The sequence below is a fragment of the Huaxiibacter chinensis genome (assembly GCF_022171985.1).
GTDB classification, from domain to species: Bacteria; Pseudomonadota; Gammaproteobacteria; order Enterobacterales; family Enterobacteriaceae; genus Enterobacter; species Enterobacter chinensis_A.
In genome coordinates, this window is sequence record NZ_JAJVHF010000011.1 from 19176 (window position 1) to 31278 (window position 12103).

General features: G+C 54.6%; 10 protein-coding genes. 5 read left to right on the forward strand and 5 right to left on the reverse strand.

Features of this window, described 5'->3' with window-relative positions; genetic code table 11:
• Nucleotides 1-204: 204 nt before the first annotated feature.
• The 3 genes from metF to metB all read right to left on the reverse strand — a co-directional run bounded on the left by metF (nucleotide 205) and on the right by metB (nucleotide 4906).
• The gene (gene metF / locus LZP96_RS18990) at nucleotides 205-1095 is read right to left on the reverse strand and encodes a methylenetetrahydrofolate reductase (RefSeq protein ID WP_258926245.1); all 891 of its coding nucleotides are present in this window, start codon (nucleotides 1093-1095) and stop codon (nucleotides 205-207) included.
• 215 nt (nucleotides 1096-1310) lie between these two features.
• A complete protein-coding gene (locus LZP96_RS18995; RefSeq protein ID WP_064327952.1) occupies nucleotides 1311-3743 on the reverse strand; it encodes a bifunctional aspartate kinase/homoserine dehydrogenase II in 2433 nt (810 codons plus the stop codon).
• Nucleotides 3744-3745: 2 nt separating this feature from the next.
• Entirely contained in the window at nucleotides 3746-4906 is a 1161-nt protein-coding gene (metB, locus tag LZP96_RS19000; RefSeq protein ID WP_258926246.1) for a cystathionine gamma-synthase, read from the reverse strand.
• A gap of 277 nt (nucleotides 4907-5183) precedes the next feature.
• Here metB and metJ point away from each other — a divergent pair, with 277 nt between their 5' ends.
• Entirely contained in the window at nucleotides 5184-5501 is a 318-nt protein-coding gene (gene metJ / locus LZP96_RS19005) for a met regulon transcriptional regulator MetJ (protein WP_015960995.1), read from the forward strand.
• Between the two features lie 79 nt (nucleotides 5502-5580).
• On the opposite strand, the gene LZP96_RS19010 is transcribed toward metJ, so the two are convergent.
• Both LZP96_RS19010 and rpmE read right to left on the reverse strand, forming a co-directional pair.
• A complete protein-coding gene (locus LZP96_RS19010; RefSeq protein WP_258926247.1) occupies nucleotides 5581-6261 on the reverse strand; it encodes an oligogalacturonate-specific porin KdgM family protein in 681 nt (226 codons plus the stop codon).
• Nucleotides 6262-6607: 346 nt separating this feature from the next.
• The gene (rpmE, locus tag LZP96_RS19015) at nucleotides 6608-6820 is read right to left on the reverse strand and encodes a 50S ribosomal protein L31 (RefSeq protein WP_003862040.1); all 213 of its coding nucleotides are present in this window, start codon (nucleotides 6818-6820) and stop codon (nucleotides 6608-6610) included.
• 200 nt (nucleotides 6821-7020) lie between these two features.
• On the opposite strand from rpmE, the gene priA reads away from it, so the two are divergent.
• The 4 genes from priA to hslV all read left to right on the forward strand — a co-directional run bounded on the left by priA (nucleotide 7021) and on the right by hslV (nucleotide 12100).
• Nucleotides 7021-9216, forward strand: coding sequence for a primosomal protein N' (gene priA, locus LZP96_RS19020; RefSeq protein WP_258926248.1), 2196 nt, complete (start codon nucleotides 7021-7023; stop codon nucleotides 9214-9216).
• A 131-nt stretch (nucleotides 9217-9347) separates the two neighbouring features.
• Nucleotides 9348-10373, forward strand: a complete 1026-nt coding sequence (gene cytR, locus LZP96_RS19025; RefSeq protein WP_258926249.1) for a DNA-binding transcriptional regulator CytR — start codon at nucleotides 9348-9350, stop codon at nucleotides 10371-10373.
• A gap of 93 nt (nucleotides 10374-10466) precedes the next feature.
• Nucleotides 10467-11477, forward strand: a complete 1011-nt coding sequence (gene ftsN, locus LZP96_RS19030; RefSeq protein WP_064327956.1) for a cell division protein FtsN — start codon at nucleotides 10467-10469, stop codon at nucleotides 11475-11477.
• 92 nt (nucleotides 11478-11569) lie between these two features.
• On the forward strand, nucleotides 11570-12100 hold the full coding sequence (gene hslV / locus LZP96_RS19035) for an ATP-dependent protease subunit HslV (protein WP_064327957.1): 531 nt from the start codon (nucleotides 11570-11572) through the stop codon (nucleotides 12098-12100).
• The last annotated feature ends 3 nt before the right edge of the window (nucleotides 12101-12103 follow it).

The window sequence follows — 12103 nt, forward strand, 5'->3', positions numbered from 1 at the left end:
ATGCTCCCTTTACAGTGTTACCGTTACGATATACGCCCTTGTTGATAAGGTATAGCTGGGAAAACCCACAGATTCGATAGTTAATTCCGTTTAATTACGCATGGAAACTGTATGGCTTATGAACTTCACAGGCAGCATTGCTGATATGGCGAGAAATTAATACCCTCATAAATCAAAAAACCCTCCGAAGAGGGCTTTTATTTGTCAGGCACCTGGCCTGACGCCGAGCGTGTGGCAGATGGCATAACTCATCTCTGCGCGGTTCAGCGTATAGAAGTGGAAATCTTTTACCCCTTCGCGACTCAGAATTTTAACCATGTCCATGGCGATGTTTGCCCCCACCAGCTTGCGGGTTTCCGCATCGTCATCCAGACCTTCATACATCTTCTGCATCCACAGCGGGATACGGACATTGGTCATATCGGCGAATTTTTTCGCCTGCTTAAAGTTTGAGACCGGCAGGATGCCCGGGATGATCTCCACGTCAATACCGGCGGAGACGCAGCGATCGCGAAAACGCAGATAGCTTTCGACATCAAAGAAGAACTGGGTGATAGCACGGTTCGCCCCGGCGTCGACTTTACGCTTCAGGTTGAGCAGATCCGCCTGTGCGCTTTTCGCTTCCGGGTGAACTTCAGGATAGGCCGCCACGGAGATATCAAAATCACCGACCTCCCTCAGCAAGGCCACCAGATCGGTGGCGTACATATCAGGCTTACCGCTGCCCGGCGGCAGATCGCCGCGCAGGGCGACGATGTGGCGAATACCGTTATTCCAGTAATCCTGCGCGATGGTACGCAGTTCGTCGCGGGTGGCATCGATGCAGGTTAAATGCGGTGCGGCTTCAAGCCCGGTACGGTCTTTAATCCCTTTGATAATACTGTGCGTGCGGTCGCGCTCACCGGAGTTAGCCCCGTAAGTCACAGAGACAAACTTAGGCTTTAGGCTGCTCAGACGATCGATAGAGCTCCAGAGGGTTTGCTCCATTTCACTGGTGCGCGGCGGGAAAAATTCAAAAGAGACGTTAATCTGGCCGTTTACTTCAGCCAGGCTCTGATTCAGGGCTTCCCGCTGGTTGGCGTGAAAAAAGCTCATACCTTACCTCATCAATCGCGTGTCGTTATATGTTGTGTTGTGAACTGCTATACGTTTAGACGTCTAGATGTAAAAATGACGGAAAAGCCCTATCGCGTCAACTGAAATAATCACGCATAACGATGAGGAATGCTCAGGGAAGATGAGGAAAATTCATGATGCAGGGCAAGTGGGGTCTGAAGTCCCTCTCCCACAGGGAGAGGGAACCCGAAAGATTACAGCAGTTTAGCCAGACGATTGATATCAGACTGGATGGCACCGGCAGTGACATCGCGTCCGGCTCCCGGGCCACGAATGACCAGAGGATTATCACGGTACCAGCGGCTTTCGATGGCGAAGACATTATCGCATGGCAGCAGAGCCGCCAGAGGATGCTCGGTACGCACCGCCTCTACGCCGACGCGGGCTTTGCCGTGGGCATCGAAACGCGCCACGTAACGCAGGACCAGCCCCATTTCGCGCGCGGCCTCAAGACGTTGCAGCATCTGGTCGTTTAACTCATCGCCGTTTTCAAAGAAGTGATCGACCGATCCTTCCTCGCAACCCGAAGGTACCAGTGATTCGACGCGAACCTGGTCTGGCTCAATGTCGTAACCGGCCTCGCGCGCCAGGATCACCAGCTTGCGCATGACGTCCTTACCGGCGAGATCAACGCGCGGGTCCGGCTCGGTCAGCCCTTGCTGCCATGCCTGATCGACCAGCTCGGTAAACGGTACCGTGCCGTCGAACTGCAGGAACAGCCAGGAGAGCGTGCCCGAGAAGATACCGCTGATGGCTAAAATGCTGTCACCACTGTCAATGAGGTCACGCACGGTATGGTTAACCGGCAGACCTGCCCCTACGGTGGCGTTATACAACCAGTAACGGCCGGTTTTTTCGAACGCATCGTGGATCTGACGATATTTATCCGTGCTGCTCGCACCCGCCAGTTTATTCGCGCTGATCACATGGAAACCGTGGCTGGCAAAATCAAGATACTGATCGGCCAGCTCTTCGCTCGCCGTGACATCCAGCACCACTAAATCATCATAAGGGTGCGCGCGCATCCACAGGAAGAGCGACTCCTCATCCTGCTCGACCGCTTCGTCATTAAAGAAAGCCAGCGCGCGGCTGGCATCCAGTCCGTCATAGTTCAGCAGGCTGCGGCGACTGTCCACCACGCCCGCCAGCACAAATTCGAAACCGGTACGTGCCGACAGCGTTGTCTGCTCCCGCGCAAACAGCTCCAGCCAGCGGGAGCCGATATTTCCCTTACCGAAGAGCACCAGACCAATGCGCTTTTCCGCCCGGAACAGTGTGGTATGCAGTCCCTGGATCAGACTTTCGGTCGGGCCTTTACGCAGCACGGCCACCAGGCTGATGCCCTCTTCTGACTGCCAGGTAAACTCAACCGGCTGGCCTTTCAGCTGCTGCCAGAAACGGTGGCAATGCAGCGGATTACGCGTCACGCCAGCACCCACCATGGCCACCAGCGCCAGCCCCTGACGCAAACGAAGCTCGCCCGGCAGACCCGCTTCATCCAGGATTTTCAGCGCGCTGTCGACCACTTCAGCGGTATAGCAGAACTGCAAAAGCTGACGATCGTTATGCACGCCAACGGCCAGAGGACGAACCTGAGCACGTTTCAGAATCAGATCGATCTCTTTGTGCGCCAGTTTGAAGTCCTGCCCCGCCGGGACCTGGAACTCAATCAGACAGATGTCATCATGACTGGTGACAATACGCGCCCCCGTTCCGGAGGCCAGCACGCGTTCAATACGGGTTGACCCCTGATCCGGCGTATAGCTACAGCGTAACTGGAGATCAATGTCGCTACCGGAAACCGGCTGCAGGGTACGGGCGTGCAGAACCGGCGCGGCCAGACGCGCCAACTCACTGGCCTCGTCCAGGCGTAGCAGCGGCAGCAGGCAGGCATCTTTCACCTTGCGCGGATCGGCACTGTATACACCGGCGACGTCGCTCCAGATGGTAACGCGGGAAACGCCTGCCAGCGCGCCGATTTGGGTCGCGGAGTAGTCAGAACCGTTACGTCCGAGCAGCACGGTTTCACCCGCGTTGCTGCGGCTGATAAAGCCCGTCACCACGATGCGTTTGCCCGGATGCTGCACCAGCAGTTGTTGCAGCAGCGGATAAGACAACCCTTCATCCACCTGCGGCTGCGCGGCGCGTTCGGCGCGTAAGAAATCACGCGCATCAAGCCAGGCCGCCTCGAGGCCTTGCTGTTGCAGTACTGCCGCCATCAGGCGCGCTGACCACACCTCGCCGTGACCGACGACCTCCGCATACACCGCATCGGTAATGCCGCTGTCCAGCAGGCCGGCAAGGCGTTCAAGATCGTGCACAAACGCGCTGATAAGCGTATCCGCTACCGCCGGTGGGACTAATCCGGCAATCAGCTCACTTTGATAACGGCGTAACGACTGTTGAACCTGATGCGCAGAAAGACGATCGGTCTGGCTTAATTTCAGCCAGCTAATCAACTGGTTGGTGGTGCTGCCCGCCGCAGAGACAACCATCATGTCCCCCGGCTGCGAATACTCTGTCATGATCCCTGCGACACGCAGATAACATTTCACATCAGCAAGACTACTACCACCAAACTTGTGCAGTTGACGACCCAACGCCCCTGCCTGCGCTATCACACTCATGATTACCCCTTGGCCGCGACCTGGAAGCCATTTTCCAGATCGGCAATTAAATCTTCACAATCTTCAATGCCGGTCGAGATGCGAAGCAGCGTCTCAGAAATACCGGCGGCGGCACGCGCCTCAGGCGCCATACCCGCGTGCGTCATGGTTGCGGCGTGGGAGATTAAGCTTTCGACTCCCCCTAACGATTCCGCCAGCGTAAACAATGACAACCCGCTCAGGAAGCGACGCAGCGTTTGCTCGTCACCGTCCATTTCAAAACTTAACATCGCGCCGAAGCCTTTCTGCTGGCGCGCCGCGATCTCGTGACCCTGATTTTCCGGCAGCGACGGGTGATACAATTTTTTCACCAGCGGCTGTGTTTTCAGGAAATCAACGATCGCCTGGGCATTTCGTTGTGCCACTTCCATGCGCGGTGACAACGTGCGTAATCCGCGAAGCAGCAGATAGCTGTCAAACGCGCTGCCGGTAACGCCAATGTTATTGGCCCACCATGCCAGTTCAGTGACAAGCGCCGGATCTTTTGCAATCACCACGCCGGCGACCACGTCAGAATGCCCGTTCAGATATTTGGTGCATGAATGCAACACAAGATCTGCTCCCAGTGCCAGCGGGTTCTGAAGCGCCGGACTGAGGAACGTATTATCCACTACACTTATCGCTCCCGCATCCCTTGCGAGCTGACAAATTTTCGCAATATCGACAACGCGCAGCAAAGGATTGCTTGGACTTTCCACTAATACCAGCTTTGGCTTTTGCTCAAGTGCTTGTTTTAGGGCGTTTTCATCATTCTGATCGACGAACAACACTCGATAACAGCCGCGCTTTTCCAGGCTGTCAAAAAGGCGGTAGCTGCCGCCATAGCAATCATGTGGTGCAATAAGCAGGTCGCCGGGCTTCAGGAATACGGTTGTCACCAGATGAATAGCCGACATGCCGGTATTGGTCAGGACCGCGCCCGCACCGCCTTCCAGTTCCGCCAGCGCACGCTGGGTGACATCACGCGTAGGATTGCCACGGCGCGAATAATCATGCGCACGCGGTTCATTGAATCCGGTGAAGTTATAGGTACTGGAAAGATGAATTGGCGGGACAACACAGCCGTACTGCTCGTCATCATTCAATCCGCTACGCACTGCGATGGTGGCCTGTTTACGCGTCATGGTGAAGGCTTCCTGGCTTATTAGAGGAAAAGTCAGGCACCAGAGTAAACATTGAAAGTATGGACGTCAATACATCTGGACATCTAAACTTCTTTGCGTATAGATTGAGCAATGCGAGAATAGCCGTTAAAATTACATGCTTTAGTGCACGCCGCAGGCGCAATATCCGTGTCACGATAGCGTCTCTACGGTAAACTACGCGAGATTATGGTTCATAACCCTCAGTATGCTGTGGTTTTGAGCCCTTATAAATGACAGAGAGGATTAAAGGTATCTCATGGCTGAATGGAGCGGCGAATATATCAGCCCATACGCTGAGCACGGTAAGAAGAGTGAACAAGTAAAAAAAATTACGGTTTCCATTCCTCTGAAGGTGTTAAAGATCCTCACCGATGAACGCACGCGTCGTCAGGTGAACAACCTGCGTCACGCCACCAACAGCGAACTGCTGTGCGAGGCGTTCCTGCATGCATTTACCGGTCAACCGTTGCCGAATGATGAAGATCTGCGCAAAGAGCGAAGTGATGAAATTCCGGAAGCGGCGAAAGTGATTATGCGTGAACTGGGCATCGACCCGGATACGTGGGAATACTAAATCTGTGCAGGCTACCTACACAGATCCCTCCCGCTGGGCTAACTCAGCGGGAAGGTCATTAACAGGCTAACAAAGGCGACTAGAAATTATACCCTAACCCTACGCGAAAGCGCGTCTGACGATCGTCCGTGGTTGCAGTGTTATAGCCAGAAGCCACATTGCCCACTTCAGCGAAAGGCACCCAGGAATCGAGAGTATAAGCCACACGGAAGTTATATTCGTAATCCTCTTTTTTATTATTATACAGATTCTCGTTATCGGCGAATTTATACAATCCGTTCAGTTCAAACAACCAGCTATTTACGTTATACCCAAACCAGACTTCCGGACGATAAACCATGCGATCGTCTTTGCCGTCTGCATTTCTTCGGGTATATTCAGTGCGATAACGGAATGCCGTCCACCAGTGTTCATCAATATTATATTGCGCACGTAAATAAGGTTTATAGATGGTCATATCATCGCCCATCTCTACGGCGATACCGGGCTGCCAGATGATATCTTGCCACGTGAATTGATAACTGGCGGTGTATTCATTGCTGTTACTTTCCATATTATTTAACGCATCGTTTGACTGTTTGTCATCAGAGCGTGACACCGCCTCTACCGCCACGCCAAAGCCTGTAGCAAAGCGGTGGGACATATAAACACGATCGTAGTTTCGACCATCGTCGTAGTACTCATGTCGATAATCAACATAACCCGCCTGGGCCGCGCATGTCATTAATGGAAGTACGAATAAAAAATACTGCGTTCTCATAATAAATCCCTTATTAAGGTATCTGTGCCGTCCAACCGACGCTGGCGTCAACGTCCGAAATAAAAAATTAAAGACGCGCGCAGTGTAGAATCAGAATAAGGGAGAAACCTTTTATTGATTGCCAGCCACCGTTATTTAATGGCAATAAACAAAAGGAAGTCAGGACAAACATCACTGTCTGGCTAAAGATAATTTTGATAAATGAATTAAAGCATTAACGCGGGCGAGGGTTTATTTTTAATAAAAATGAAATATAAATTTATAATTTGTATAGGGGCTTATAAATGATTCAGGAAAGAAATTTCAGATACAAAAAAACCGCCCGAGGGCGGTTTCTTCTGGATGCTTATTTCGCGCCCGGGATGCTGAAACGCTTGTTGAAGCGGTCAACACGGCCACCGGTTGCAACATCACGCTGCTTACCAGTGTAGAACGGGTGGCATTTGCCGCACACGTCCAGGTTCAGATCGTGGCCCACGGTGGAGCGGATCTGGATAGAGTTACCGCAAGAACAGTTTGCAGTAATCATTTCGTATTTCGGGTGAATATCTTTTTTCATGGGAGAACCTCAGTTAAGGCCGCGTCGCTCTTCCAGCCCTAACGCCAGACACCACGCGATGTTGAATGTAAGTTCTTTGGCGCGAAATACACCAAAGGCGGCGAATCATACAGAATTTGACCACCGTATGCAAACTGATCCGCACGCCGCTTTCACTAATGTGTATACTAACGCGCCACTTTTCAAGTCAGGAAGATTCGATGCCCGTCGCTCACGTTGCCCTGCCCGTTCCGCTTCCCCGCACCTTTGACTACCTGCTGCCCGACAGCATGAGCGCCAAAGCGGGCTGTCGCGTGACCGTGCCGTTCGGCAAACAACAGCGCGTGGGGATAGTGGTATCGGTCAGTGAGCAGAGCGAACTGCCGCTTAATGAGCTGAAAGCCGTCGCAGAGGTGCTGGATAACGAGCCGGTCTATTCGAAAAGCGTCTGGCGATTACTGCTGTGGGCGGCTGAGTACTATCATCACCCGATTGGCGATGTCCTGTTTCATGCCCTGCCTATTCTGCTGCGCCAGGGGAAAGACGCCAGCCATGCCCCGATGTGGTACTGGTTTGCAACCGAACAAGGGCAAGCCGCAGACATCAACAGCCTGAAACGTTCGCCAAAACAGCAGCAGGCGCTGGCCGCCCTGCGGCAAGGGCGCATCTGGCGCCATCAGGTTGAACAGCTGGAATTTAACGACGCCGCTCTGCAGGCGTTACGCAAAAAGGGGCTGAGCGAATTAGGCAGCGAATCCCCGGCGCTTATAGACTGGCGCAACACTTTTAGTGTGCCGGGCGAGCGACTGCGTCTGAATACCGAGCAGGCCACCGCCGTCGGCGCTATTCACAGCGCATCTGACAATTTCTCCGCATGGCTGTTAGCGGGCGTAACCGGCTCCGGTAAAACCGAAGTGTATTTGAGCGTATTAGAAAATGTGCTCGCGCAAGGGAAGCAGGCGCTGGTGATGGTGCCGGAAATTGGCCTGACGCCGCAGACCATTGCCCGTTTTCGCGAACGTTTTAACGCGCCCGTTGAGGTGCTGCATTCAGGCTTAAACGACAGCGAACGGCTCAGCGCCTGGCTTAAAGCCAAAAATGGCGAAGCCGCCATTGTGATCGGTACGCGTTCGTCTCTGTTCACGCCGTTTAAAAATCTTGGCGTCATTGTCATTGATGAAGAGCACGACAGCTCCTACAAACAGCAGGAAGGCTGGCGCTATCACGCCCGCGACCTGGCCGTTTACCGTGCCCATCACGAGCAGATCCCCATTATTCTGGGCTCCGCGACGCCTGCTTTAGAAACGCTGCACAACGTGCGTCAGCGAAAATACCATATGCTGCGCCTGACGCGTCGGGCAGGAAACGCGCGCCCGGCGACGCAACATGTGCTCGATCTGAAAGGCCAACAGCTGCAGGCAGGGCTGGCTCCTGCCTTAATCGGCCGTATGCACCAGCATTTAAATGCCGACAATCAGGTGATCCTGTTCCTCAACCGCCGTGGATTCGCTCCGGCGCTGTTGTGCCACGACTGCGGGTGGATCGCCGAATGTCCGCGATGCGATCACTATTACACCTTACACCAGGCACAGCGTCATTTACGTTGCCACCACTGTGACAGCCAGCGCCCCATCCCGCGCCAGTGCCCTTCCTGCGGCTCCACGCACATGGTGCCCGTCGGGCTGGGGACCGAGCAGCTTGAGCAGGCGCTTGCCCCCTTCTTCCCTGATGTTCCCATTTCGCGTATCGACCGCGATACCACCAGCCGTAAAGGGGCGCTGGAGCAGCAGTTGGCGGAAGTCCATCGCGGCGGCGCGCGCATCCTCATCGGCACTCAGATGCTGGCAAAAGGGCATCACTTCCCGGACGTCACGCTGGTTGCGCTACTGGACGTAGACGGCGCGCTGTTTTCTGCAGACTTCCGTTCCGCCGAGCGATTTGCGCAGCTCTACACGCAGGTAGCAGGCCGTGCGGGGCGTGCCGGCAAACAAGGCGAAGTGGTACTGCAAACGCACCATCCCGAACACCCGCTGCTGCAAACGTTGCTGCATAACGGATACGACGCCTTTGCGGAACAGGCGCTGGCGGAACGCCAGACAATGCAGTTACCGCCGTGGACCAGCCACGTGATTATCCGCGCTGAAGATCATAATAATCAGCAGGCGCCGCTGTTCCTGCAGCAGCTCCGAAATCTGCTGCAAGCCAGCCCGCTTATCGATAATCAGCTGTGGATCTTAGGCCCGGTGCCCGCGTTAGCCCCTAAACGCGGTGGTCGCTACCGCTGGCAGATTTTACTCCAGCATCCTTCACGTATTCGTTTACAGCATGTTATCAGCGGCGCGCTGGCATTGATCAATACCCTGCCGGAAGCACGTAAAGTGAAGTGGGTTCTTGACGTTGATCCCATTGAAGGTTAAGCCATGGTGCGAGGCGGATCGAAAAATTGAATGCATCTCACACTTTTTGTGAAAATTCTGTAACCGCTTCCATAAACTATCTGTAAAAATGGTCGGGTGAGTCGTTCAGTGTTCCCTGCGAGGAGAAGACGTTGAAGTCCAGGAAAGAGGTTGCTCCGGCGACCATGAAAGACGTTGCCCTGAAAGCCAATGTATCCACGGCAACCGTGTCCCGAGCATTAATGAACCCGGATAAAGTTTCTCAGTCAACCCGTAACAAGGTCGAACAGGCGGCGCTGGAAGTGGGATACCTTCCGCAAGCGATGGGGCGGAACGTTAAACGTAATGAGTCCCGCACAATCCTGGTTATCGTGCCGGATATTTGCGATCCCTTTTTTAGCGAAATTATTCGCGGCATTGAGGTCACGGCGGCAGCGCAAGGCTATCTGGTGCTAATTGGCGACTGCGCCCATCAGAATCAGCAAGAAAAAACCTTTATCGATCTGATTATCACCAAACAAATCGACGGCATGCTGCTGCTTGGCTCGCGTCTGCCCTTTGATGCCAGCATCGAAGAACAACGCAATCTGCCGCCAATGGTCATGGCCAATGAATTCGCGCCAGAGCTTAAATTACCGACCGTGCATATCGACAACCTGACCGCCGCGTTCAACGCCGTGAACTATCTCCAGGAGTTGGGGCATAAGCGCATTGGCTGCATCGCCGGGCCGGAAGAGATGCCGCTGTGCCATTACCGTCTTCAGGGCTACGTGCAGGCGCTGCGCCGCACAGGCGTAACGGTGGACCCCCATTACATCGCCCGGGGTGATTTCACCTTTGAAGCGGGTGGACTGGCGCTGGAAAAGTTACTGGCGCTGCCGGAACCGCCAACCGCGGTATTTTGTCACAGTGACGTGATGGCGCTGGGGGCATTGTCCTTTGCTAAGCGCCGCGGCCTGCGGGTGCCGAAAGATCTCTCTATCATCGGCTTTGACAATATTTCACTGTCAGAATTTTGCGATCCGCCGCTCTCGACCGTGGCTCAACCGCGCTATGACATTGGCCGTGAAGCCATGCTTTTGCTCCTCGATCAGCTTCATGGACAAACGGTAAACAGCGGGTCACGTTTGCTCGACTGCGAACTCATCATTCGGGGTTCAACACAGGCCCTTACTTAAAGTAAATGGCTTTCGGACTTCCGTGTCTGTTCAAAGGCCCGCCGCTTAAGTAACATGGCGGGCTGACGAACGAATAAATACAGCGAAACGATAGTGGCACAACGAGATTATGTACGTCGCGGCCAGCCGGCACCTTCGCGACGCAAAAAGAGCACTTCCCGGAGCAAGCAACGCAGCCTGCCTTCTGTCTCGCCTGCAATGGTCGCCATCGCTGCGGCTGTACTGGTGGCCTTTATCGGTGGTCTGTACTTCATCACGCACCATAAAAAAGAAGAAGCCGAAGCGCTCCAGGGCAATAAAGTGGTCGGGAATGGCTTGCCGCCGAAACCAGAAGAACGCTGGCGCTATATCAAAGAGCTGGAAAGCCGCCAGCCGGGCGTGCGTGCGCCTACGGAACCGTCTGCGGGCGGCGAAGTGAAAAACGCCGACCAGCTGACCAATGAACAGCGCCAGCTGCTGGCACAAATGCAGGCCGATATGCGCCAGTCGCCCACGCAGCTGACGGAAGTGCCGTGGAACGAGCAAACGCCACAGCAGCGTCAGCAGACGCTGCAACGCCAGCGCCTGGTGCAGCAACAGCAGCAACAGCAAATGAACCAGACGCAGCCGGTGCAGCAGCCGCGTACACAGCCACGCGTGGCCGAACAACCGTATCAGCAGCCGCAGCAACAGACGCGCACCGTGCAGTCTCAACCGACGCAGCCGACGCGTCAGGCTCAGACGCAGTCAAAACCAACGGCAACGTCACAGCCTTATCAGGATCTTCTGCAAACGCCGGCACACAACACCGCGCAGCAGCCAAAAGCGCAGCCACAGCAAAGTGCGCCGGTGACCAAAGAAGCCGACGCGCCGAAGCAAACCGCTGAGAAAAAAGATGAACGCCGCTGGATGGTTCAGTGCGGTTCGTTTAAAGGCGCCGAACAGGCGGAAACCGTTCGCGCACAGCTGGCCTTTGAAGGCTTTGACTCCCGCATTACCACTAATAATGGCTGGAATCGCGTGGTGATAGGCCCGGTGAAAGGCAAAGATAATGCGGATGGCACCATCAGCCGTCTGAAGATTGCCGGCCACTCAAACTGTATTCGCCTCGCCTCTGGGGGTTGAAACCCCCAAAATCCCCCCCATCTATCATTCTATTCAGCCCTGAGCATTGGCTCGGGGCCCCTATTCAGAATATGTAACCAGGGGGTCTGCTCGTGACAACAATTGTAAGTGTACGCCGTAACGGCCAGGTGGTGATTGCCGGTGATGGCCAGGCCACACTGGGTAATACCGTCATGAAGGGCAACGTCAAAAAAGTCCGTCGTCTTTATAACGACAAAGTGATCGCCGGTTTTGCTGGCGGTACGGCTGACGCCTTCACGCTGTTTGAACTTTTTGAACGCAAACTGGAAATGCACCAGGGGCATCTGGTGAAAGCCGCCGTTGAGCTGGCAAAAGACTGGCGTACCGACCGCATGCTGCGCAAGCTTGAAGCCTTGCTGGCCGTCGCAGACGAAAATGCCTCCCTCATCATCACGGGGAACGGCGACGTCATCCAACCTGAAAACGATCTGATTGCGATTGGCTCTGGCGGCCCATACGCCCAGGCCGCCGCTCGCGCCCTGTTGGAAAACACCGACATGAACGCGCGCGATATCGCGGTGAAAGCGTTGGATATTGCAGGTGATATCTGCATTTATACCAACCACAACCACACTATTGAAGAATTAGCCTCTAAAGCGTAAGGA

What these genes read in the sequence shown, in the direction of transcription:
- metF (WP_258926245.1), bottom strand. Translation starts at nt 1,095, where the DNA reads ATGAGCTTTTTTCACGCCAACCAGCGGGAAGCCCTGAATCAGAGCCTG.
- LZP96_RS18995 (WP_064327952.1), bottom strand. Translation starts at nt 3,743, where the DNA reads ATGAGTGTGATAGCGCAGGCAGGGGCGTTGGGTCGTCAACTGCACAAG.
- metB (WP_258926246.1), bottom strand. Translation starts at nt 4,906, where the DNA reads ATGACGCGTAAACAGGCCACCATCGCAGTGCGTAGCGGATTGAATGAT.
- metJ (WP_015960995.1), top strand. Translation starts at nt 5,184, where the DNA reads ATGGCTGAATGGAGCGGCGAATATATCAGCCCATACGCTGAGCACGGT.
- LZP96_RS19010 (WP_258926247.1), bottom strand. Translation starts at nt 6,261, where the DNA reads ATGAGAACGCAGTATTTTTTATTCGTACTTCCATTAATGACATGCGCG.
- rpmE (WP_003862040.1), bottom strand. Translation starts at nt 6,820, where the DNA reads ATGAAAAAAGATATTCACCCGAAATACGAAATGATTACTGCAAACTGT.
- priA (WP_258926248.1), top strand. Translation starts at nt 7,021, where the DNA reads ATGCCCGTCGCTCACGTTGCCCTGCCCGTTCCGCTTCCCCGCACCTTT.